Source organism: Candidatus Halocynthiibacter alkanivorans, from assembly GCF_003333265.1.
Taxonomy (GTDB): Bacteria; Pseudomonadota; Alphaproteobacteria; order Rhodobacterales; family Rhodobacteraceae; genus Halocyntiibacter_A; species Halocyntiibacter_A alkanivorans.
This window is the reverse complement of sequence record NZ_QOLB01000062.1, coordinates 21304-45065: the sequence shown is the minus strand read 5'-3', so window position 1 is coordinate 45065 and position 23762 is coordinate 21304. Positions and strand designations below refer to the sequence as shown.

Annotated in this window: 22 protein-coding genes; 9 read left to right on the top strand and 13 right to left on the bottom strand. The window is 58.7% G+C overall.

The genetic code is table 11. The features are described 5' to 3' along the window. Window positions 1-15: 15 nt before the first annotated feature. The 6 genes from DWA01_RS05915 to DWA01_RS05890 all read right to left on the bottom strand — a co-directional run bounded on the left by DWA01_RS05915 (window position 16) and on the right by DWA01_RS05890 (window position 7727). The gene (locus DWA01_RS05915) at window positions 16-1470 is read right to left on the bottom strand and encodes an aldehyde dehydrogenase family protein (protein WP_114284921.1); all 1455 of its coding nucleotides are present in this window, start codon (window positions 1468-1470) and stop codon (window positions 16-18) included. Next, window positions 1460-3076 carry an ABC transporter ATP-binding protein gene (locus tag DWA01_RS05910; RefSeq protein WP_114284920.1) on the bottom strand — a complete coding sequence of 539 codons (1617 nt, stop codon included), beginning with the start codon at window positions 3074-3076 and terminating at the stop codon, window positions 1460-1462. The genes DWA01_RS05915 and DWA01_RS05910 overlap by 11 nt, the downstream gene beginning before the upstream one ends. Continuing rightward, a complete protein-coding gene (locus DWA01_RS05905; RefSeq protein ID WP_114284919.1) occupies window positions 3073-3921 on the bottom strand; it encodes an ABC transporter permease in 849 nt (282 codons plus the stop codon). Before DWA01_RS05905 ends, DWA01_RS05910 begins: the two co-directional genes overlap by 4 nt. Further along, window positions 3921-4868 (bottom strand): ABC transporter permease, encoded by a 948-nt coding sequence (locus DWA01_RS05900; RefSeq protein ID WP_114284947.1) that lies wholly within the window; start codon window positions 4866-4868, stop codon window positions 3921-3923. The genes DWA01_RS05905 and DWA01_RS05900 overlap by 1 nt, the downstream gene beginning before the upstream one ends. Before the next feature lie 64 nt (window positions 4869-4932). Further along, the gene (locus DWA01_RS05895; protein WP_200832510.1) at window positions 4933-6414 is read right to left on the bottom strand and encodes an ABC transporter substrate-binding protein; all 1482 of its coding nucleotides are present in this window, start codon (window positions 6412-6414) and stop codon (window positions 4933-4935) included. Window positions 6415-6464: 50 nt separating this feature from the next. After that, the gene (locus DWA01_RS05890; RefSeq protein WP_336469998.1) at window positions 6465-7727 is read right to left on the bottom strand and encodes an acetylornithine deacetylase/succinyl-diaminopimelate desuccinylase family protein; all 1263 of its coding nucleotides are present in this window, start codon (window positions 7725-7727) and stop codon (window positions 6465-6467) included. A gap of 132 nt (window positions 7728-7859) precedes the next feature. Here DWA01_RS05890 and DWA01_RS05885 point away from each other — a divergent pair, with 132 nt between their 5' ends. Further along, window positions 7860-8414 carry a LuxR C-terminal-related transcriptional regulator gene (locus tag DWA01_RS05885; protein WP_114284917.1) on the top strand — a complete coding sequence of 185 codons (555 nt, stop codon included), beginning with the start codon at window positions 7860-7862 and terminating at the stop codon, window positions 8412-8414. On the opposite strand, the gene DWA01_RS05880 is transcribed toward DWA01_RS05885, so the two are convergent. Further along, on the bottom strand, window positions 8390-9142 hold the full coding sequence (locus DWA01_RS05880) for a DUF2161 domain-containing phosphodiesterase (protein ID WP_114284916.1): 753 nt from the start codon (window positions 9140-9142) through the stop codon (window positions 8390-8392). The genes DWA01_RS05885 and DWA01_RS05880 overlap by 25 nt on opposite strands. A gap of 359 nt (window positions 9143-9501) precedes the next feature. Here DWA01_RS05880 and DWA01_RS23070 point away from each other — a divergent pair, with 359 nt between their 5' ends. Together DWA01_RS23070 and DWA01_RS05870 are read left to right on the top strand one after the other, a co-directional pair. Beyond that, window positions 9502-9645, top strand: a complete 144-nt coding sequence (locus DWA01_RS23070) for a hypothetical protein (RefSeq protein WP_160115967.1) — start codon at window positions 9502-9504, stop codon at window positions 9643-9645. A 587-nt stretch (window positions 9646-10232) separates the two neighbouring features. Beyond that, window positions 10233-11048, top strand: coding sequence for a DUF2189 domain-containing protein (locus DWA01_RS05870; RefSeq protein WP_114284914.1), 816 nt, complete (start codon window positions 10233-10235; stop codon window positions 11046-11048). A 100-nt stretch (window positions 11049-11148) separates the two neighbouring features. On the opposite strand, the gene DWA01_RS05865 is transcribed toward DWA01_RS05870, so the two are convergent. From DWA01_RS05865 to DWA01_RS05840, 6 genes are all read right to left on the bottom strand, one after another. Further along, entirely contained in the window at window positions 11149-11526 is a 378-nt protein-coding gene (locus DWA01_RS05865) for a cytochrome C oxidase subunit IV family protein (protein WP_114284913.1), read from the bottom strand. A gap of 9 nt (window positions 11527-11535) precedes the next feature. After that, entirely contained in the window at window positions 11536-12270 is a 735-nt protein-coding gene (locus tag DWA01_RS05860; protein ID WP_114284912.1) for a heme-copper oxidase subunit III family protein, read from the bottom strand. Window positions 12271-12282: 12 nt separating this feature from the next. Continuing rightward, a complete protein-coding gene (locus tag DWA01_RS05855; protein ID WP_114284911.1) occupies window positions 12283-12987 on the bottom strand; it encodes a cytochrome c oxidase subunit 3 in 705 nt (234 codons plus the stop codon). After that, on the bottom strand, window positions 12984-14759 hold the full coding sequence (locus tag DWA01_RS05850; RefSeq protein ID WP_114284910.1) for a cbb3-type cytochrome c oxidase subunit I: 1776 nt from the start codon (window positions 14757-14759) through the stop codon (window positions 12984-12986). Before DWA01_RS05850 ends, DWA01_RS05855 begins: the two co-directional genes overlap by 4 nt. Before the next feature lie 133 nt (window positions 14760-14892). Then, window positions 14893-15687 (bottom strand): cytochrome c oxidase subunit II, encoded by a 795-nt coding sequence (locus DWA01_RS05845; RefSeq protein WP_114284909.1) that lies wholly within the window; start codon window positions 15685-15687, stop codon window positions 14893-14895. A gap of 367 nt (window positions 15688-16054) precedes the next feature. Next, window positions 16055-16966 carry a LysR family transcriptional regulator gene (locus DWA01_RS05840; protein ID WP_136057677.1) on the bottom strand — a complete coding sequence of 304 codons (912 nt, stop codon included), beginning with the start codon at window positions 16964-16966 and terminating at the stop codon, window positions 16055-16057. Between the two features lie 89 nt (window positions 16967-17055). Here DWA01_RS05840 and DWA01_RS05835 point away from each other — a divergent pair, with 89 nt between their 5' ends. From DWA01_RS05835 to DWA01_RS05810, 6 genes are all read left to right on the top strand, one after another. Continuing rightward, window positions 17056-17778 (top strand): TSUP family transporter, encoded by a 723-nt coding sequence (locus DWA01_RS05835; RefSeq protein ID WP_114284907.1) that lies wholly within the window; start codon window positions 17056-17058, stop codon window positions 17776-17778. Between the two features lie 19 nt (window positions 17779-17797). Next, on the top strand, window positions 17798-18811 hold the full coding sequence (locus DWA01_RS05830; RefSeq protein ID WP_114284906.1) for a D-cysteine desulfhydrase family protein: 1014 nt from the start codon (window positions 17798-17800) through the stop codon (window positions 18809-18811). 340 nt (window positions 18812-19151) lie between these two features. Continuing rightward, window positions 19152-20651, top strand: a complete 1500-nt coding sequence (locus DWA01_RS05825; RefSeq protein WP_160115966.1) for a di-heme oxidoredictase family protein — start codon at window positions 19152-19154, stop codon at window positions 20649-20651. Between the two features lie 228 nt (window positions 20652-20879). After that, window positions 20880-21251: a hypothetical protein gene (locus DWA01_RS05820; protein ID WP_136057676.1), complete on the top strand. Its 372-nt coding sequence runs from the start codon at window positions 20880-20882 to the stop codon at window positions 21249-21251. A gap of 284 nt (window positions 21252-21535) precedes the next feature. After that, a complete protein-coding gene (locus tag DWA01_RS05815) occupies window positions 21536-22165 on the top strand; it encodes a cytochrome c oxidase subunit II (protein WP_114284903.1) in 630 nt (209 codons plus the stop codon). Next, window positions 22165-23760, top strand: a complete 1596-nt coding sequence (locus DWA01_RS05810) for a cytochrome c oxidase subunit I (RefSeq protein WP_160115965.1) — start codon at window positions 22165-22167, stop codon at window positions 23758-23760. Before DWA01_RS05815 ends, DWA01_RS05810 begins: the two co-directional genes overlap by 1 nt. The last annotated feature ends 2 nt before the right edge of the window (window positions 23761-23762 follow it).

Here is a 23762-nt window from a genome sequence, read left to right as displayed (position 1 = left end):
TTCTTATCCTTCAAATCATCCATGAAAAGCGGCGACAGTCTTCAGGCTTGAAAACCCGTACAGCGCCTCAAATCCTTTTTCGCGGCCATGACCCGACAGGCCGGAGCCGCCAAAGGGCAGCTCGACGCCGCCGCCCGCACCGTAGTTGTTCAAAAACACCTGCCCGGCCCGCAGTTGACGCGCCAGGCGCATCTGCCGCGCCCCGTCCGCACTCCAGACCGATGCCACCAGGCCGTAAGCGGTGCCATTGGCGATCGCCAGCGCTTCCGCCTCGTCTTCAAACGGGATCACCACCTGAACCGGGCCGAATATTTCCTCCTGCGCCAGGCTGTGATCCGGGCTGACCCCGGCAAACAGGGTCGGCGCCACATAATGCCCACCAATCGGCGCTTCCGCCACGAACTGCCCCCGGGCGGCGACTTCAAGATCGGCGCCACGGGTCAGGAACCCATCGACGACCTGCTTCTGCCGGGCAGATATCAGCGGACCCACATCCAGATCCTGCAGCGCCGGCCCGACCCGCAGCGCAGAATAACGCGCCGCCATCTTCGCCAGCACCTGATCATAAACGCCGCGCTGCACCAGAATACGCGAGGCCGCCGAACAGGTCTGCCCGGCGTTCTGAATGCCCGCATTGACCAGAAACGGCAGCGCCGCGTCAATATCAGCGTCATCAAACACCAGTTGCGGCGACTTGCCACCCAGTTCAAGAGTCACCGGCACCACGTTTTGCGCCGCCCCCGCCTGGATCAACCGCCCGACGCCAACCGAGCCCGTAAATGATATATGGTTCACGCCTGGATGGCTGGTCAACGCCGCACCGGCCTCGTTGCCAAGGCCCGGCACCACGTTCAGCGCCCCCGCAGGCAGCCCGGCCTGGCGCGCCAGATCGGCAAAGGCCAGCGCCGTCAGGCAGGCCTGTTCCGCCGGTTTTAACACTGCCGCATTGCCGGTGGCCAGCGCCGCCCCAACAGAACGCCCGATGATCTGCATCGGATAATTCCACGGGATGATATGCCCGGTCACCCCGTGCGGTTGGCGCAGAGTGTAGACCGTATAACCGTCCAGATAAGGGATGGTGCTGCCGTGTAACTTATCCGCAGCGCCGCCATAAAACTCCATATAGCGCGCCAGCGCCATTACATCGGCCATCGCCTGTTTTAACGGTTTACCCACATCCATCGCTTCAATGCGGGCCAGTCGGTCGGCGTGCTCCAGCACCAGCTGGCCGGTGCGGGACAAGACGCGGCCGCGTTCCGGCGCACTCATCCGGCCCCACTCACCAGCCAGCGCCGCTTCGGCAGCCAGTACAGCCCGGTCAATATCTGCCGCGGTACCGCGGGCAATTTCGCCGATGTCTGACCCGTCTGACGGGTTGGACAGGCCAAGTGTCTGGCCGGCTTCCGGCGTGACCCAGGCCCCATTGATAAAACAAAGCGCTGGGTTAAACCACAGATCTTCAAGCGCCATGGGTGTCTCCTATATGTGCAGGGATGTCGGGCAGACGCGGGGCGGCTGCAATCAGGGTGCGGGTGAACGCATGGGCAGGTGCATCAAACACCGCGCCGGTTTCGCCCTGCTCTACGATTTCACCGTCCTGCATCACCAGCACCCGGTCAGTGATCGCGCGCACCACCGAGAGGTCGTGCGAAATAAACAGGTAGGTCAGTCCGAAGCGCGCCGAAAGATCCGCCAGAAGATCCAGGATCTGCGCCCGAATGGACACATCCAGCGCCGATACGGCTTCGTCCAGAATGATCAGCTTTGGTTTGATAATCAAGGCGCGCGCTATGGCAATACGCTGACGCTGTCCGCCAGAAAATTCGTGTATATACTTGTGCTTATCGACTGGTGTTAATCCAACACTTTCAAGCGCCTCATCGATCAGCGCCTCCCGCTCAGCGCCGCGGGGCTGGGTCTCCAGCAGGTGAAACGGCTCCGCAATCAGACGCGCGACCTTGTGGCGCGGATTGAACGAGCCATAGGGATCCTGGAACACCACCTGCATCTTGCGCCGCACCTTGTGATTGGGCTGGTTGGCAGCGAACACCGGCTCTCCGTCCAGCAGGATCTCACCGCCCTGCACCTCTTCCAGCCCAAGGATCGCCCGCGTCAGGGTGGATTTCCCGCAACCGCTTTCCCCGACCAGGCCCAGGCTTTCGCCATGATGCAGTTCAAAACTGACATCGTTGACAGCCCGGTGGCGGCCCGGTTTGGCAAACAGCCCTTTGCGTGGCAGCGCATAGTCGCGCACCACATTTCTGACCTGCAACAGCGGCACATTATGTGCCCCCTGTATCCGGTCGGGCTGATGGGAGGAGGCCTCAAACAGCGCGCGGGTATAGGGGTGTTTGCTTTCAGTGATAAGTGTACCCGCGGCGCCCTCTTCAATCACCTTGCCCGCGCGCATGATACAGATCCTATCCGCCATGCCACTGACCACCGCCAGATCATGGGTGATCATCATCAACGCCATGCCATCCTCAGACACCAGTCGCTTCAAGAGCACCAGGATCTGCGCCTGGGTAGTCACATCCAGCGCCGTTGTCGGCTCGTCCGCGATCAACAGCTTTGGCTGCAACGCGATCGCCATGGCGATCACCACCCGCTGGCGCTGGCCACCGGACAGTTCAAACGGATAACGCGACAACGGGAACTGATCGCCAGGCAACCCGCAGCGCTCCAGCGTGTTTGCAGCGCGTCTCATCGCTTCGCCCCGGCTCAGCGAACGGTCGTGAATGCGCAGAGTTTCCGCCACTTGTTTGCCAATGCTCTGCAGTGGATTCAGCGCCGTCATCGGCTCCTGAAACACCATGCCGATGTCTTTGCCCCGGATGGCACACAATTCCGGCTCAGACGTGGTCAGCAGATCCTGCCCCTGCAGCAGGATCTTGCCGCTGGCATTGGCGCCGTCGGGCAGCAGCTGCATGGTGGCAAAAGCGGTCATCGACTTGCCCGACCCACTTTCCCCGATCACACCGAGGATTTCGCCAGGGCGCAGCGACAGCGACACATTGTCAAGGATCGGGGTGCCGTGGATCGACAGCGACAGCTTTTGAATATCAAGCAAGCTCATGTGCGCGCCTTACGAAGTTTGGGGTCAAACAGGTCACGCAACCCGTCGCCGGCCAGGTTCAGCCCCAGCACTGTCAGCACAATCGCCAGCCCCGGAAACAACGCCATATGCGGCGCCAGGCTGATCATGGTCTGGCTGTCGGCCAGCATCCGCCCCCAGCTGGGGATCGGCGGCTGAGCGCCAAGGCCGACATAACTCAGCGAAGCTTCGGCCAGAATGCCCAGCGAAAACTGGATGGTGCCCTGCACAATCAACAAGTTGGCGACATTGGGTAGGATATGCTCAAAGGAAATACGCGCCGCCCCTTTGCCGGCCACGCGCGCCGACAACACATAATCCAGCGTCCACAGCGACAGCGCCGCGCCGCGCACCAGGCGGGCAAACACCGGGATGTTAAACACGCCGATGGCGATGATCGCGTTTAACGCTGAAGGGCCGAACACGGCGGTGATCAGGATCGCGATCAACAGCGAAGGAAAAGCAAACACCAGGTCATTGCCACGCATAATAAGATCGTCCAGCAAGCTGTCCTTGCGCGCCGCAGCCGCCAGTCCGAGCGGCACTCCAAGGCCCATGCCGATACCCACGGCCACCAGCGCCACTGCGATGGAAGTGCGCGCGCCGACCATGATCATCGACAGGATATCGCGGCCAAAATGGTCAGTGCCCAGCCAATGTGCTGCGGACGGCGTCTGAAATCTGGACGGGATATCCAGCATCGTCACATCATAGGGCGTCCACAGGAAGGACAGCAGACCGGCAATCACAAACACCAGTGACAACGCCAGGCCGATGATCAGGTTTCTTGAGGACAGCGCCAGGCGTAATATAGATTTTTCAGCCATCACCGGCCCCTGCGCAGGCGTGGATCAACCAGCGCATAAGCGATATCGACAGCAAAATTCACCAGGATCACCGCAAAGACCAGCAGCATCACCACGCTTTCCACCACGATCAGATCGCGCTGGGAAATGCTTTGAAACACCAGCCGCCCAAGGCCGGGCAGGAAAAATACGTTCTCGATAATGATCGCTCCGGCGAGAAGGAAGGAAAACTGCAGCCCGATGATGGTCAGCACCGGGATCAGCGCGTTGCGCAGCGCGTGGCGCCATAACGCCTGGGCCTTGCTCAGCCCTTTGGCGCGGCATGTGCGGACATAGTCTTCGCCCAGCGTGTCCAGCAGCGAGGAGCGCATCACCCGCGCCAGAATGGACGCCTGAGGCAGCGCCAGCGCAATGGCCGGCAGTGTCAGGGACTTCATCGAGATCCAGAACCCTTCGTCCCAGCCCGGAAACCCCCCGGCGGAAAACCAGCGCAGATTGATCGCAAAAGCCAGCACCATCAGCATCGCGAACCAGAAATTGGGGATCGCAACGCCGAGCTGGGTGAAGCCCATTACTGAGAGATCCGTGACCGAGCCGCGCCGGCTGGCGGCGAGGATCCCGGCGGGAAAGGCCAGCAGTACCGTCAGGCTCAGCGCATAGGCGGCCAGAGGCAGCGACACCCAAAGCCGTTCTGTCACGATTTCCGCCACCGGGCTGCGATAGGTATAGGATATGCCGAAATCGCCACTGAGCAGCCCACCGACCCAGTTGAAATAACGCTGGTAAACCGACAGGTTAAGCCCCAACTCTTCACGCAGTGCCGCAATGGTATCTTCTTGCGCATTGATGCCCAGCATAAAGGCGGCCGGATCACCGGGCACCACTTCGATCACCGCAAAGATGACCACACTGGCCACCAACAGGCTCAGCACCAGCGAACGCAGCCGTTTTAGCGCATAGATTAACATGTCGGTTGAAGATCCGGTCATAGCACAGGGGAAGCCGGCGACCAGGGCCGCCGGCTAAGTGAGGTCAGTCCGCCCAGTAGACAGAAGTCAGGTCAATCGCCTGGGTCGGTGCATTTTCCCAAATCCCTTTGAGATCCGTCTTCACCACGCTCACCATCGCGAGCTGGAACAGATAGGCGTTGACGTAATCCTCAGAAATCACCGTCTGCGCCTGTTTCAGCATCCCTGATCGTTTGCCCGGGTCCGCTTCCACCGCCAGATCCGCGATCAGCGTCTGGAAATCGGCGTTGTCATACTGGAAATAATACTCCGGCCGCGCATAGATGCCGATGTCCATCGGCTCGGTGTGCGACACAATGGTCAGACCGTAGTCATAGCCCCGGAACACCTGCTCCAGCCATTGCGCCCATTCCAGATTGCTGATTTCGGTTTCAATGCCCACAGCACGCAGTTGCGCGGCGATAATTTCACCACCGCGTCGCGCATAGCTGGGCGGTGGCAGTTTCAGCGTGGTCTTGAACCCATCGGCCAGCCCGGCCTCAGCCAGCAGCGCACGCGCCTTTTCGGGGTCATAAGCAGAATTGCCGGTCAGATCGACATAATCGGGATTGTGCGGCGCAAAATGGGTGCCGATCGGGGTGCCAAAACCAAACATCGCGCCGTCAATGATTGCATTGCGGTCAATCGCATAGCTGACCGCGGCACGCACCTTTGCGTTGTCAAACGGCGCCTGTTTGTTGTTCATCGCCAGAATGGTTTCGCCTTCTGTCGAGCCTGACAGGATGGTGAACCGCGCATCAGCCTCAAATGCCATCAGGTTTTCCGGCGCCGGATAGCTGTAAAACACATCCACATCTTCCGCCATCATCGCCGCAAAAGCCGCCGTCGGGTCCGAGATGAATTTGAACGTCGCCGCTTCAATCCTGGCAGGCGTGCCCCAGTAGTCCTCATTGCGCGCCAGTTCGATTTTGTCGCCGCGCGACCAGCTGTCAAAGCGGAATGCGCCGGTGCCGACGGGATTGGATTTGATATCGTCAATGCTTTCGGGCGCCACCATCACTGCATCGCCCCAGGCCATATTGAACAGGAAACTGCCATTTGCGTCCGACAGGGTGACCTTCACGGTGCCCGCATCCAGCGCTTCAACGCTGGCAATGCCGGCAAACAGCGCCTTTTGTGCATTCACTGAATCTTCAGCCCGGGCGCGATCCAGCGAAAACACCACATCGGTCGCCTCAAAATCACTGCCATCGTGGAATTTAACCCCCGCGCGCAGCTTGAACGTATAGCTCAGCCCGTCGTCCGAGATGGTCCAGCTTTCCGCGAGGCCCGGATTGACCGACCCATCAGGTCCAAACCGGGTCAGCCCTTCAAAGACGTTGGAATACAGCACCTGGTCAATCGCACCCGCCGCAGCGCTGGTCGGATCCAGATGTGGTGGCTCAAGCTGCAGCCCGACTGTGACATCCGTATTTGCAGCGAAAGCCGCGCCGGCCGTCAGCATCATTGAGGCAGCGAACATGCTGCGGGAAATTGCTTTCATCATAATTCTGTCCTCCGTATTGTTTCGCTAATTTGCCCGGTTTGCCCGGGGCGTTATTCAGGTTTTAACAGTTCCATCAGGCATTTCGCCATCACCTGTGCCGCATCAATCATATCGTCGACACCGATATATTCGTCAGGCTTATGGGCAAGCTCCAGCAAGCCTGGCCCATAGGCAATACAATTTTTCAACTTGCCGATACGGTCAATGTGTTTCTGGTCATAAGTGCCCGGAGATACAACATATTCCGGCTCCTTCCCCAGCACTTCACTGATCGCGCGTGCGACACTGCCCACCACCGGCGCATCCTTGTCGGTCATGCTCGGCAGCACCCGCATCATGTCACGGATGTCATAGCTGAAGCCGTCGCGCCGGGATTTCACCACCTCCAGCACGTCCTTGATCTCCTGCTTCACATCCTCATAATTTTCTTCGATCAGAAAGCGGCGGTCCACCACCATCCGGCAACTGTCCGGCACGCAGGGCGACGGCAACCCGGTAAAGCCGGCTTCAGGCTCAGCCTGGCCGCCATGGAATGAATTGATGTTCATCGTGGACTGGCGGGCGCGCTCCGGCACAACAGGCATTGCCGTGTGTTTTTGTGCCAAAGCGGGGTAAAGCGTGTCTTCCATTTCCGTCAGGACCGCCCCCATATGGCGCACGGCGCAATTGCCCAGAAACGGCATCGAACCATGGGCAATCTCGCCATGGGTTTCAATCTCGGCCCAGTAGACGCCGCGATGCCCCAGACAGATGCGGTCCTTCTGCAACGGCTCGGGAATAATCACATGCTGCACCCGCTCCGGCGCGAAATAACCTTTTTGCGCCAGATACGCGACGCCGCCAAAACCGCCGGTCTCCTCATCCGCAGTACCGGATATCTCCACCGCGCCGGCAAAATTGGGGCAAATTTCCAAAAACGCTTCCACCGCGATGATTGAAGCAGCAAGGCCGCCCTTCATATCACAGGTGCCACGTCCATAGATTTTGCCGTCTTTCAGTTCAGCACCAAACGGATCGGTGGTCCAGCCATGGCCGACCTCCACCACATCAGTGTGGGAATTGAAATGCACGCACTCGCCACTGCGGGGCCCTTCCAGCCGCGCTATCATGTTCCAGCGCGGATATTTTTCGCAATCACCGGGCGCCTCATACGCCCGCACCAGTTCCACCGCAAACCCACGCGCTTCCAGCCGGTCTTTCAGATATTCACAGATCTCGCGATAGTTTTCACCTGGTGGGTTCAGCGTCGGGATGCGCACAAGATCCTGGGTCAGCGCGATCAGATCATCCCGTTTCGCGCTGATCCGTGTCATGAGAGCGTCACTGAAATCTGAGTTGTTTTGCATTGTGTTCCCGGCCGGTGTTGATGTGTTATCAGAGGCTACCCCCCTTTCATCTACGGTATCAATACCGTATATACACGGTTCCTGCAGTGGAGAGACCGTATGAACCTGGACAATGAATTGAATCTATTGGCTTTCGAGGCCGCGCCGGTGGGGATTGTGCTGGCTGAAAACAGGGTGATCAAAGCCTGTAACAACACGTTCTGCACTATGAGCGGTTATGACAGCAGCGAGTTGTTGGGGCAAAGTTTTCGCAAAATATACGCCAGCACGCAAGAATTTGAAGCCATCGGAAATGTCGGGGTTGCGGCACTGAGCCACCAGGGCAACTATTCGGATCAGCGTATCCTGCAGCGCAAAGACGGCACTGCAATCTGGTGCAACTTCCGCGCCAAAACACTGACACCGGAGGACCCTATTTCGCGGGTCGTTCTCAGTTATGCGCATCTGGGAGACCTGTCAGACCGCCCGGCGCTTACGCCTCGTGAACGCGATGTGGTGATGCGGCTCAGCCAGGGGTTGACCAGCAAAGAGATCGCCCATGACCTGGCCCTGTCCAGCCGCACAGTAGAAGACATCCGGGCGCGGTTGCTGAAAAAATTCAAAGCGAAAAACGCCGCGGAAATGCTGTCTCACTTCACCAATGTCGAAGGCTGAGACAACTCAGATGGCGCGGGTTCAACCGGGATAATTTCGGAGAGGGCCTGCAAAGCCTGGCTGTATTCCGCAAGCGCCTGGCGCCCTTTCGGGCTCAGCGCATAAATGCCCCGTTCAATGCGCTCAAACCAGCCGTAATGGTTGGCCGCCATAATCTCGCGCGCCCGGGGCACCTGTGCCTGTCCGGCAACAACGCTGGCCTTCAGACTATCCTCCCCGCTCAGCACCTGCAGACAGCGCAGTGCATCCTGGCGATAGGCGGTGACCAGCCCCTGGCGACGGCTTGATCCACCCGGATTGGGATCGCCGGTCAGACGGGCAAATTCCCGCAACAGCCGGGTCTTGCGCTTCACGACCTGGCGCGGTTTGTAGGGGGCCGGATCAAGGTGGATTTCGCTGAACCCGTCCTTCAGGCGCACGGTGATCAGCCCAAGCCCAAGACGGCGACACAGCGCAATATTGCGTTTCAACGCCGCGCCAAAAGCGCGCCCCTTACTGCGGGGCACGGCGATATAAACCGCGTCGGTGATGCTCTGCCGCTCAATCGCCTGGTGGAACAAGGACAGCGAGAACCCAGTTTTCAATTCGACAATCACCGGGTCTTCATCGCCGCGCACCGCCATGATATCGACCGCACCCACCTCGCCTTTCACCTCATATCCCTGCGTCTGAAGCAGAGATTTGACCGGCGCATACAGATCAGTTTCACGGAGGGGTTTTGTTGTCATAACCCTGTGTAGAGCAGCGGCGCAGGATGCTCAAACGCCCTGTGACAAAAACTGCCCACCGCAGCATCCGGAACACCAGATAAGAGCGCAACACAGTGCCAATCCCATGTCAAAACATCGGGTTACCCACTGCACAGGAAAAAATGGCAGCCCCGACACCTGTGTTCAATGTCTAGGAACAGGGCGCGCCGGGCGACAGCTGTATCGATCTGTATGCCGCGCTGGTCTGCGCGCCCTCCGTTGGCCACGGACTGACGGGCGATGCCGATGACCGCAACCTGCGCAGCTGGCTGCAAGAGGGCGAACGGGCCATTCTTCTGGCGGGGCGCGGTCTCTGTTCTTACAAAGGCTCAGGTTATGTGCGCGGCGGCATTTTTGACTGCCTTCAGCTGAACCAGCGCGACATTTCGGTCCGGTTCCGCCACCGTCAGAACCGCCGGCTGAGTGCTGTGGCCGCCGGTGAGGCGCCCTCTTTCACCCGGATGAACCGCTTTTACCCGTGATCGATCGGGACCAACTGGAATCGGTCTCAAACTGTGCCTGGCCCTGCTCTTCCGATATGACTGAACCCCAACTGGGCCTTGCTCCGCTCCACTCGGACTTTGATGGCAAGCGCAACGGCTACACCACCCCAATCCCCGACAGCCAAGTGGTGCTGTGCAACAGCGACATGGTCAAGTGTCTCTGTGCCGGTTACCAACTTCGATCCGATTATCAAAGATACCGATGTAATGTATCTGCCTGCCACAACCACACCGCGATGGTGGCACGCTTAAAGCCGACGGGTCCTCCACCTGGTCTTGCCTGGTGACCCGCACCCGGATCATGGCGGCCAGGGCCAGCACAAAGGACTGGCAGGCCTGATCGCCCGGGCTAAACATCCGGGTGCTGATCGCGGTCTCTTTTCAGCTATCCCACGGCGGGGTTTCACCGCTAAACCTGCATAAAATATACATAATAACTTCCAGGGAAGAAGTGGGCGACAAAGCCCTTATTTCACGCTATCCTGAGAGGGTTTCGCGTGGCCAGACATGCCCACAGAAAAGCAATGCCTGACCACTGAACCCAACATAAACTGGGAGAAATTGGTATGGCAGAATTTCACGTATTTGCGGCAGGCAATGCGACGGCCGACCAGCCCGTCATCCGACGGATTGGTGTGCAGGACATTTGGGATGCGCTCCGGGAGGGAGGGCAGGATTTCATGGCCAGGCCCTCGCATTACGCATTCGTGGTGATCATCTACCCCATCATTGGTTTTGCTATGGTCAAATGGGCCGCAGGCAACAATTCGCTGCAAATGTTATTCCCGCTTGTCACCGGTTTCGCGCTGATCGGCCCCTTTGCGGCCATCGGCCTGTATGAAATCAGCCGCCGGCTCGAGCAAAAACGTGACACCTCCTGGCGCCATGCGTTTAACGTGCGAAAATCACCCGCCATTCCGGCAATCGTTGCGATTGGCATTATGCTGCTTGGCGTCTTCATCCTCTGGCTCTATGCAGCCCAGGCTATCTATACCTCGCTTTACGGGCCAAACCCGCCCGCCGAACTGATGCCGTTTTTCTATGATGTGCTCGGCACTGCACGGGGCTGGACCCTGATCATCCTGGGTGGCGCGGTTGGCTTTGCGTTTGCCCTGTTTGTGCTTTGTACCACAGCGATAGCCTTTCCACTGCTGCTGGACCGCGATGCCGGCGCGACGACCGCGGTGCGCACGTCCATAAAAGCGGCCTGGATCAATCCGGTGCCGATGCTGCTCTGGGGCATGATTGTGGCAGGCGGCCTGTTCCTCGGCGCATTACCGGGCCTGGCCGGTCTGATCGTAGTGCTGCCGGTACTTGGCCACGCCACCTGGCATGTTTACCGCAAAATGGTCGAAGCACCTAAACAGCGCCGCGACGCCTGATCTGACCGGCCGGCAGCGCTCATAATTACGCAATAAAAAAGGGGACCGCGTCGTGTTTGCGGTCCCCTTATTTTCGCTTCACACCGGATCAAACGCCGGATCAGAACCCGGGAACATTGCTGATGTCAAAATAGACCTCCCGGGTCATCAGCGTATAACTGGCCTCAAAAATGATGATGCCGACAAACGCCAGCACCGCCACCGGCGGCAGCAACATCGCCCAGGACAGCGACTGACGTTCCCATTTCAGATGCATGAAAAACGCCACAATCAGCGAGGCTTTTGCCATCATAAACAGCAGGATCAGCGTCCATCTGAGCAAGCCCTGAAAGCCGACATAATCAACGAAATAGGAACAGGCGCTGAGCACAAACAGCCAGCCCCATACGATAAAATACACTTTCAGCGGATGTTGCTGATGATCGTCCGTCGTCTGCCCGGGCTCTGCCGCCAGTGCGCCTTGTGATAGTTCCGTCATAGCCGCCCCCTACCAAAGATAGAAAAATGCAAAGATGAAGACCCAGACCAGATCCACAAAGTGCCAGTAAAGCCCCATGATTTCGATGCTCTCATATTTGCTTTTCTGGCTGGTGAAATAGCCGCGCCTCTCGGTGTCAAAATCGCCGCGCCAGGTTTTGCGCGTGTAGATCAGCAGGAAAATCACCCCGATGGTTACATGGGTGCCGTGAAATCCGGTGATCATGAAAAAGATCGCGCCAAACTGCGGCGCCCCCATCGGATTGCCCCAGGGCCGCACGCCCTCCTCAATCAGCTTGCTCCACTCAAACACCTGCATGCCAACAAAGCTTGCCCCCAGCACTGCGGTGATCAGCATGAACAGGGCGGTCATTTTACGATCCCGCCGATAGCCATAATTCACCGCCAGCACCATGGTGCCGCTGGAGCTGATCAGAACGAACGTCATGATCGCGATCAGCAGCAGCGGCAGCTCCACGCCGCCTATATGCAAGGCAAAGACTTCGCTGGAATTGGGCCAGGCCACCTTGGTGGACATGCGCGCATTCATATAAGCCAACAGGAACGTGCCAAAGATGAATGTGTCGCTCAGCAGGAAGACCCACATCATCGCCTTGCCCCAGTTGACGTTTTTAAACGTGCGCTGGTCTGACGAGTAGTCTGAGACCACACCGGCCCAGCCAGAAGGAAGTGCGGGACGCGCCTGATCGTCGCCGGTCTCAGTCGGTAGCGAAGTGTCGGTCATAGTTGTGATCCTTTACCTCAGCAGTTGATTACACATATTCACCAGGTCATCGGCCCAGCCGAGCATCACGACCATCAGCAGCGCCCAGACAAACAAAAGAAAATGCCAGTAGAGCGCACTCAGCTCGATCCGCGTCACCTGCTGCTCAACCGGGTGGTCACCAAAGACAGCAAGGGTGGTTCGCCCCCAGGCCACCAGACCGCCGACGATATGCAGCCCGTGGATGCCGGTGAGCATATAGAAAAAACTGTTCGCAGGGTTGGCAGTCAGCCCCAGACCCGCGTCGGTAAGCTGCTGCCAGACCACCAGCTGGCCGGCCAGAAAGCCAAAGGCCGCCACACCTGCCACTGCCAGCGCCAGCCTGGTGGTGGCGCGGTCCCCTTTGCGCGCGGATAACAGCGCGTTATGCAGCAACACACTGCCCATCACCAGAAGTGCTGAGTTGACCCAGAGCAGCGGTGGCATCGGCGTATTGCGCCAGTCAGGATAGCCCATGCGCATGACATAGCCGCTGACCAGCAGCGCAAAAAAGCCACCCACCACCGCCAGAAAGACAAACAGGCCCAGTTTGGCGCCACTCAGCGCTGTCCTGTCCCGCCCCTCGGTAATGTCTCCTACCCCGACCTCAAGCCAGGGTTGGGACATCAGCCCCTGTCGCGACAGCCAACGGCCCGCGATCACAGCGACCACCAGCAGGAAGAGCAGGACAATGATCATGTTTTCGTCTCACCCGCGGGCTGCGGTCCGGGGTCATTCTGGGCGATAAAGTCCTCTGCTGCCCCCGGTACGCTGTAATCATAGGGCCAGCGGTACACCACCGGCAGCTCGTCGCCCCAGTTGCCATGGGTCGGAGGCATGTCCGGCGTCTGCCATTCCAGCGTCGTTGCCCGCCATGGATTCTTTTCCGCTATCTTGCCCCGGCGCAGGCTGGTGATCACATTATAGATGAACAACAGCTGGGCAAATCCGACGGCGAAGGCCGCCAGGCTGATAAAACTGTTCAGCATCTGTACAGAATCCGGAATAAAGGCGGAATCTCCCAGTTCAGGATAGCGCCGTGGCACTCCGACCAGACCGACATAATGCATCGGGAAAAAGATCAGATAGGAGCCGACAAAGGTGACCCAGAAATGCCATTTCCCCATCGCCTCGTCCAACATTCTGCCGGTGACATTCGGATACCAGTGATAGATCGCGCCAAAGATTACCATCAGCGGCGCCACGCCCATCACCATATGGAAATGCGCCACCACGAACATGGTGTCAGAAAGCGGCACATCCACCACCACATTGCCGAGAAACAGACCGGTCAGCCCGCCATTGACAAAGGTGACGATAAACGCCAGCGAAAACAGCATCGGGATCGTCAGGTGGATGTCTCCCCGCCACAGGGTCAGCACCCAGTTGTAGACTTTGATCGCTGTGGGCACCGCGATAATCAGCGTAGTGGTGGCAAAGAAAAAGCCAAAATATGGGTTCATACCGCTGACATACATATGATGCGCCCAGACGATGAAACTCAGCCCGCCAATGCCGATAATGGCCCAGACCATCATCCGGTAGCCAAAGATGGTCTTGCGCGCATGGGTCGACAGCAGATCGGACACGATGCCAAAGGCCGGCAGCGCCACGATATAGACCTCGGGATGGCCAAAGAACCAGAACAGATGCTGGAACATGATTGGACTGCCGCCGCCATACGACAGTTGCTCGCCCATCTCTATCAGCGTCGGCATGAAGAAACTGGTGCCCAGCAACCGGTCAAACAACATCATCACACTGGCCACAAGCAGCGCCGGAAACGCCAGCAGCGCCATAACGGAGGCAGTAAAGATGCCCCAGACCGACAGAGGCAGCCGCATCAGGGTCATGCCACGCGCCCGGCCCTGCAACACGGTCACCACATAGTTCAGCCCGCCCATGGTAAAGCCGATGATAAATACGATGAGCGACAACAGCATCATGATGATGCCGGCGCCCGATCCGCCCGGCGTGCCCGACAGGATTGCCTGGGGCGGGTATAGTGTCCAGCCGGCGCCAGTCGGGCCTCCGGGGACAAAAAAGCTCACCACCAGCAGCACCACCGCCAGGAAGTAAAACCAGAAGCTCAGCATATTAATATAGGGGAACACCATGTCGCGTGCCCCCACCATCAGCGGGATAAGATAATTGCCAAAGCCGCCGAGAAACACCGCCGTCAGCAGGTAGACCACCATGATCATGCCATGGATGGTGACAAACTGATAATAGGCCTCGATGGTGATGAAATCCGCCAGCCCGGGAAAGCCCAGTTGCAACCGCATCAGCCAGGACAGCACCAGCGCCACAAAGCCGATGGCCGCGGCGGTGCCGGAATATTGGATCGCAATGACTTTCGCGTCCTGAGAAAAGACGTATTTGGTCCAGAAACTCTTCGCATGGTACAATTCAACATCTGCCACTTCTGCCGGTGGGATGTCCTTGGATGCCCGAATATTGGCCTCGTCCATCAATGTTCCTCCTGCTGAGGACGGTCTGAGCCGCCCCTGGTTCATGTCCTTTTACCTGTATGGCCCCGGTGCGCCTGTATGGCCCGGGGCCGGATCAGCCGGTCTGCCCGGCCTTATTTCCAATTGTGCGTCTTCAACTCTCAGACAGGGACGCAAACGTTTCTTGTTCATCGCGCCAGATCTGAAAGTCTTCTTCCGTGTCGATGATGACCTCGCCACGCATAAACGAATGCCCCACACCACAAAGCTCGGCGCAAAGCACTTCAAACGTGCCGGTCCGTGTCGGCGTGAACCAGAAATAGGTCACCGTGCCCGGCACCATATCCATTTTGGCGCGGAATTCCGGCACGTAATAGTCGTGCAGCACGTCAATGGAACGCAGCAGCATTTTAACCGGTTGGCCGATCGGCAGATGCAGGGCGTCCGCCTCGATCACCAGATCATCAAGCCCGGCTTTGTCTCCGGGGTTGATACCCAGAGGGTTTTCAAAAGTGATCAGCCGGTTGTCCACAGTGCCCAGTTTACCATCGGCGCCCGGCAGGCGGTAATTCCACTGCCATTGCAGCGCGACCACTTCGATTTCAACCGCATCATCCGGCACGGTGACATAATCGGCCCAGACCACCAGACCCGGCGCCAGCAAAGCCGCCACCCCGATCCCGGTCACCACCGTCAGCCAGATCTCCAGCTTCTTGTTTTCCGGTTGATAGGCCGCAACCCGGCCAGGAGTGTGCCGGTAGCGATACACGCACCAGGCCAGAAACAGTATCACTGCGGCAAAAACCGCGCCCGTGATCCAGAACGTAATCGTCAGAGTTGCATCGATGGTGCCCCAATTTGAGGCAATCGGTGTCCACCACCAGGGGCTGAAAATATGAAAAACAATCGAGCCCACAACCACCAGAACAAGTACCAGCGCAATAGCCATAGAGATTTCCCTTCCGTAGTCCTGAGCTCTCAACAAGCCCCGGGGGAGGTTTCTTTTCTTTCAATTCCTTTGGTTACACTAAGGGTAATTATTTTAGAAATCTAGGCGTTCTGAATATTTGCGCCGGAAAAGGTCAACCAGAGCGGGCCGGCCCACCCCTGTCGCGCCTTTACCTGCGCCAGTCAAAGCCACGGACGGGCAGTCAGTCGTTAGCCACGCCAACCACATTCCAGACCGGACGGTCCGCGCCTGTACGTTGTTCTGCTGGCGTGCCGCCTCTGGTTCCACCACTGCAGACACCAGCCTTCCCTGCCCGCGACAATGCGGTCGGTGAAAGCCAGATTCCCCAAGGGTCACAACCCCGTTTTCACTCCTTAGAAGGGCTGGCCAGATTGGTCATCTCGGCCAGAAACTGCTGCAACAGTGGCGTGGCCATCTCTGAGGCGGCGCCAACAGCGCGGACCGGCCAGACCAGGGATGCGGCAAAGGGCAGCAAGACAATGTCCGGACGGGCGCGCGCATCCGCGGCCCCCGCAGCGACAACCGCACGCCCGATGCCCTGGTTGACATATTCCAGCAGCGCGGCCTGGGTTCTGGCCTCGGCCCGGATGGTGAACGCCAACGCCGCATCCGAAAGCGTTTTTTCCAGTGCCTGCCGGAACGGGCTGTCCGGCGGCAACATCACCAGGTCCTTTTCCACCAACTGTTCCGGCGTCACCTGCGCCAGCCCGGCCAGAACATCCGTCCTCGAGACCGCCACCACCGGCGTGATGGTGGCAACCTGGTGGCAGGCCAGCGCCAAAGCGCCCGGGTCAGAAGAAATCACGGCGCAATCCGCGTTTCCCGAGCGCACCGCAGTCAGACACTCGCCTTCGCCACGCACTTCTACATCAATACGCACGCCCGGGTGTTTCGCCATCAGCCGCCCCGCAGCACGCGAGACCAGCGCCGCGGCGATGGCCGGAAGCGCCACAACTTTCAAATGACCACTGGTGCCCCTGGCGATCATCTGCGCCGCGTCAATCACCCGGTTCAAACCGTGGTAATGCCGCTGCACTGCGTCATTCAGGCTTCTGGCAGCGGCGGTTGGTTCAAACTTGCGCCCGGAACGGTCAAACAGCACCACGCCAATCTCAGCTTCGATCTCCGTCACTGCCCGGCTGATCGCAGGTTGCGACACATGCATCAGATCTGCCGCCCGCCGGGTGGATTTCAGACGAAAAGCCGCCTGGAACAGTTCTATCTGACGGGCGGAGAGACGCATCTTATCGATAACCAATTTGGATCATAGAATAGCTATATGTGATTTTTACTGCATTGAAAACCAGGTTAGTGTGCCTTCAACGCACGCAACAGAACGAGACGCTCATGCCATTTGATATGGTCCTGCTTTTAACCACAATCGCGCTTGGCGCCGTCCTCCAGGTCGGCATCGGCATCGGATTTTCCATTGTTGTCGGGCCGCTGCTGTTTCTGCAGCTCGGCACCGAAACTGCGGTGCCGCTGCTGCTGCTGCTCAATGCGGTGGTCTCCGCCGTGGCCACGCCGGGCTCTCTCAAGCGCGGCGGCCACCGGCTGTTTGTGCTGGCGGTCGTTGGCTCTGTCGTCGGGATCGGCCTTGGCATCCTGATCTACCCCCAGCTCACCGAAGCGATGGTGCTCGCCATTGCCGGCGCCCTGCTGGTGACCGGGGCGCTGACCTCGCTGATCCCGCCTTCTGCCGCCGGCAGGCGCGCTTTGCTGCCAGTGTCTGGCCTGTCCGGGCTGGCGACGGTCTGGGCCGCCACCCCGGGCCCGTTGATGGCGCTGGGTCTGCTGCAGTCGGGCCAGCCGGTATCCGAGGTGAGGAAGCTCGTGCAACCAATTGCGCTGATTGGATATTCCGTCGCACTTGCGCTGCACGCCTCCGCCAGCTGGCAGGATATCACTGCCAAACCCTATCTGACTAATTTTTTGATCGTGACGGTGATCGGCAGCCTTATTGGCCGCAAGATCGGCCCGGCCCTGCCCGCGCCCCTGATTGCCAGCGGTATCCGTGGCCTGTCTTTCCTGGCCGGGCTGATCCTGCTGTACCGCGCCGCGATGATCTGAATAACAAAGGAGCACTGCTGTGAAAGACATTTGTGAAACACTGAACGGATTTGCCAGAGCGGAACTGCTCCGGGGCCCAACCCCGCTTGAGCCTTTGAGCCGGTTGTCCGACGATCTCGGCATCGACCTCTGGATCAAACGGGACGACATGACCGGGCTCGGCTTTGGCGGCAATAAAATCCGCCAGCTGGAATATTATTTCGGCGATGCTCTGGCCAAAGGCGCCGACAGCGTTCTGATCACCGGTGCAGTGCAGTCCAACTATGTGCGCTCAGCGGCGGCGGCGGCGGCAAAACTCGGGCTCGACGCTATTCTGCAGCTCGAAGACCGCGTCAAAGGCATGGATGCCGAATATGCGCGTTCAGGCAATGTCTTCCTCGGACAGCTTCTTGGCGCCGAACATATGTTTTATAGCGAAGGCGAAGACGAGAACGGCGCCGACCGCGCCCTGCGTCAGCGTGCGGAAGAGCTGCGCCAGCAGGGCCGTACCCCCTATGTCATCCCGCTGGGGCTGGACAACAAACCGCTGGGCGCTCTGGGTTATGTGAATGCCGCGCGGGAAATCCTGGATCAGGGCCCGGCGTTTGACGCAATCGTTGTCGCCTCCGGAAGCGGCCAGACCCATGGCGGTCTTCTGACCGGGTTGCGGATGGCGGGCTGTGACACGCCGGTCTACGGCATCTGTGTGCGCCGCGATGCGGAACAACAAACCGCCCGCATGCGCATCCTCAGCGACAAGCTGGCCGAATTGCTCCAGCTCGACGCCGCGATCGCCAACTCCGACATCATCACCTGGGACGGCTCACTTGCGCCGGCGTATGGCCGGCTCGGAGACAACAGCCGCGCCGCATTGCATATGATGGCGCAGAAAGAGGGGCTGTTCCTCGATCCGGTCTACACCGCCAAAAGCTTTGCCGGTGTTACCGGACTGCTGCAGGAAGGCACAATCACCGCCGGCATGCGGGTGCTGTTTGTGCACACTGGCGGCCAGCCGGCGCTGTTTGCCTATCAGGACGAAGTAACACAGGCGTAACAAACCGTGCCCGCGCTTGCAGCACCATTGCCGGGCTGCAGGCGCGGGCGCAAATCAATTCCGACCTGTGCCCACTCTGCGCCGCTTCCTGATCACCATGATTGATAACGCTTTGCCACGTCTCTCAGTCTTTGGTCAGCTGCAAAAATCTGTCGGATAAAACCGGTGAAAATGACCCGCCTCCCGGTCCAGCCCCCCCCCCATACAACATATCCTGACGACTTCGGGCACCAGATCAGGCCTGTCCCGGGCGCAATTCTGAACATCCCGCAACCTTCCCGCGACGGAAATGCCGGCCCCAAGCGTTCAACCTGCTCCAACCACCAACAGGAGACCGGTTATGCAACCAGTAAAACGCGTGGCAATCGCGTTGCTTTGCACCTCGACACCACTACTAGCCGCACCACTATTCGCCGCAGAAGACCTGTTCATCACCCAGGCAGAAATCAACCAGCTGACCGCGGCGGGGAAAACGCAAGAAGCCTTTGATTTTGCCTTTGAAGCCGGCGATGAACTTTTTGAGCATAATTTTATCGCTGCGCAGGGCGGCGGCGCCAATGTCGGCAACGGCCAGCGATTTACCCTGGTGCCGCGCGCCGACCTGACCACCGAGGGCGCCTGGGCCACCCACTTTCCCGCGCGGTCTACCGGTCCCAATGCGCAAAGCTGTGCCACCTGCCACAATCTTCCCTTTGGCGACGGTGCCGGCGACGTGTCGCAAAACAATATCCGCGACCCAGAGATGACCGGCGATATCAGCAAGTTCATCAACCGCCAGCCGCCGCATATCTTTGGCATTGGCGCCTTGCAACTGCTGGCGGAGGAAATGACCACTGAGTTGCAACAACAGCGTGACGCCGCCCTGGCCAAGGCACAGGAAACCGGCGCCGACGTGCCCATCAGCCTGGTCAGCAAAGGCGTCTCCTTTGGCACCCTGATCGCCCAGCCCGACGGCTTTGTCATCACCTCCGCCATTGATGGCATCGACTCGGATCTGGTGCTCAAACCGCTGGAATGGAAAGGGCTGACCGGCTCTGTGCGCGCTTTTGTGCGTGACGCCGGCCACAATGAGCTTGGCATGCAGGCGGTTGAAATAACCGGGCCGGGCCAAGACGGCGACGGTGACGGCGTTGCGGATGAACTCAGCGTCGGTGACATCACCGCGCTCACCATCTATCAGGCGGCACAACCCCGGCCCGTCACCAGGGTCGAACTGGCGCGACTGGGGCTGATTGAAGCGCTGTCAGCGCGCGAAACAACGCAGATAGCCCGCGGCGCACAGGTATTCGCCTCCACTGGCTGTAATGTCTGTCACATCCCGCAAATGACGCTGGAGAATTCAGTGTATTCTGAACCCAGCCAAAACGCGCTATACCGCGATGCGCTGTTTCCGGCGAAAACCGATCCGGTGGCGCTTGGTCTTTCCCCGGCACTGGCGATCACCTTTGACCTGACGTCTGACTTGCCGGACAACGTGATTGAACGGCAAGATGGCAGCGTCCTGAGGCTGGGTGATTTTCAGACCGACGACCAGGGCCGCGGCATTGTTGCGCTTTTCAGCGACCTCAAACGCCACGATATGGGCCCGGCGCTTGCGGAAGCGGTGGCTGAAAAAGGCATCGCTGCCAACCAGTTCATCACCCAGGAACTTTGGGGGGTTGGCTCAACCCCGCCCTATATGCATGACGGGCGCGCCACAACGCTGGGCGAAGCGATTGCCTGGCATGGTGGCGAAGCGGCGGCTTCGGTAAACGATTTCCGCGCCGCCAGTGTTGAAGATAAACTGGCGCTGATCGCGTATCTGGAAAATCTGGTGCTTTACAAAGTTGAAGAAGACTAGGGCAAATGTTGCGCCGGGGCTGGCGCCGAGGCTGCGGCTTCTCCTGGTCCCGGCGCGTTACTGTCTGACATTGACCGTCTGCGCTAAACACTTGTAACTGCGTCAAACTCTCCTGCATATTGCGGGACCGGCCCCACACGGCGCCAGGGGTTTGTGAGAAAACAACATTTCACATCTTTTATAATTTAGCCGCTAGGCTTTGTCGCATGTGTCAGATACCTTTGCGCCATGAGACACACAGTGTACCTCCTGATCCTGTCGATCATGCTCACCGGCACGATTGCACGCAGCGTCGTTGCTGCGCCCGGGACAATGGCGATGCCTGGTCAGATGACCAGTCAGGCCGTTGACGGTGTCAAAGCGATTCAGGATCTGGTTTCCACCGGTTCTCATAGCAAACAGCCTGTTTCTCTTGCAGGCTGCGCCAGTAAAAATGCCTGTCGCATGTCGATGAATTCCGCCTGTTTTGGCTATTGGTTTGCAAGCCACGCGTTTACAACCGGCTTTGCCGTGCGGCTGTCCCTTGTCGATTTTCCTACACCAGGCGACTCCGTCAGACTTCAGATCCCAATTTCACTGTTAAAACCACCGCGCGCCTGATCTTTGGCAGCAGCGATGTGTTTACCGGGACTGTCCCGGCGGAACGTGCCGGGAGCACGTGCCGACTGAGAAGCTGCCACTCGTAAGCCGACACCCCGTTTGACGTCAGGCGTTTATTGCCTGACCCGCGAACCAGCGTGTCGGACACAGCACTCAGTCTGCCCGGCGATCTGTCCAACAGCATCCCATTCCCCGTTCCGGGCAGGTGTCATCACCACAGTTTTTGCACGTCACACCAGCATGATTTGTTGGATCACGCACCTGCGACGTCAATTGGAGAGAACATGGAAAACGCATTGGGAATATGGGGGCCACAAGCTCTCATGATGGCCATTACGGCCTCCTTTACAATCCTCGGGATGGTCATGCTTCTGGCGGCCGTTCTGATGAAACGGCGCTGGAAGCCAAGCTACACTGTCGAATTTGTATTTGTCGGCGTCATGATCGCGCTGGCCTATTTTGGCGACCTGAGCAGCTTCACCACCTATTCGGCCTATCAGGAAAACCTGAACGCGGAAGAAAAGATGGTGTCCGGCAACTACACCGGCGAAGGCGAAGACGCTTTTGACCGGGTCTATACCACAATTGCCTTTCAATGGGGCTTTGCCTTCATCAATGAAGACGATGAGATCAGCCGCAATGCGGCGATCGTGAAACCGGGCGAAAAAGTCCTGTTCAAGATCGTCAGCAATGATGTGATCCACGGGTTCAATATCCCGGTGGCACAGATCACCGCCGAGATCGACCCCGACGACAAACGCGAGATCTGGATCAAAGCGCCCGATGAACCCGGCAAATACCTGATCCAGTGTGTGAACTACTGCGGTGTAGGCCACGCTCAGATGAAAGCATGGCTCGTTGTCGAAGAGCCCGCACAGACTGCCGCACTCAGCAGCACAGGAGGCAAAGCCTGATGTCCCAGGAAATGTACCAGCCAGACGCCGGCCATGCCGCGCACTGGCGTCCACGCAATCTGATCGGCGATATGTCGGTCAAAGAAATCTTCTTCTCTAATGACTACCGGCATCTGGCGCTCAAAGGCATGTTCACCTCTCTGATCATGCTGGCCTTTGGCGGTATGTTCGCGCTGTTCTTCCGGGCCGAACTTGCAATCCCAGGTGAGCAGTTCCTCGGTGCCAAAGTCTATATGACGCTGATGACCCTGCACGGCATGTTCATGGTGTTCGGCTTTCTGATCCCCTTCGTGGTATCGATCAATTACTACCTGCTGCCCAAAGTGCTCGGCAATGACCGGCTGCTCTGGGCACCGGCCGCACAGGCCAGTTACTGGGTCCTGATCGCAGCCGCGCTGCTGCTGGTCATCGGGCGTCCGGACTTCACCTGGACCGCTTATGCGCCCATGGCGACGCGGACCGGCAACCCCTCAATCTGGATGGGCTATGTCGGCATCATCCTGGTGGCGGTGTCCGAATTCCTTGCCGGCGCGGTCTTGTTCCGCAATGCGATCTCCTTCAAGGGCGGCTACAAAAAGGCGCCATTGTTGGCCTGGGCATCCGGCTGTATCGGCCTGTTGTTCATGGTCTCCGTGTTCCCGCTGGGTTTTGTCGGTTACGGCTTGCTGTCGGATTGGTCTATGTGGCGCGAAATCGCATATTTTGACCCCTCCCGTGGTGGTTCGGTTCAGTTCTTCCTTTATGTGTTCTGGACCTATGGTCACCCGGCCGTCTACCTGCCGTTTGTACCTGCGATCGCGGTCATCTACACGCTGATGCCCCGCCTTCTGGGCCACAATATGTGGAGCCACTGGTCTGGTGTTGTCGCTTTTGTCCTGCTGACGCTCGGCGCGATGCCCATCGGCCCGCACCACTTTCAGCCGCTCTACACCATTTCCGGCGATTATCAGCGTTTCATTCAGATCCTGACCATGCTGGTGTTCATCCCTTCGGTGCTGCACGTGTTCAACTGGATTTCGACGCTGTTCATGAGCCCGATCCCGGATTCAGCGCGCCGCGCGGTTCCGTTTAAGTTCATGGTGATGTCGATTGCCTTCATCGTTTACGGCGGCGCAACAGCCTTCCTGAACGCTCAGATCGCACCGGACAGTGATTTCATCCACAACACCTACTGGATCCCGGCCCACTTCCACGCGATGTTTGTCGGCTTTACGGCGCAGATGGGAATTGCGGGTTTCTACTTCCTCTACCCGTATTTCACCGGCCGTATGTTCAACCAGAAACTGGGCAACTTCCACTTCTGGTCCTGGCAGATCGGTCTGTTCCTGAAGATCACCGGCATGGGCATCGCGGGCTACCTCTACTTCCCGCGCTGGGTTTACGACTACCTCGACATTCCCGGCTGGGCAGAAGCCCAGATGATGATCACCGTTGGTGGTTATCTGGTTGGTGCCGGCTTCCTTGCCTTCATCTTCAACATCGCCTGGAGCGCCAAATACGGCAAAGTGGCCGCGGACGATCCATGGCCTGTCATCCATGACCTCAATAATCCGGCAGAAGCGCCTGCTGGTTCCTCAGCCGCGCCTGCAGAATAAGG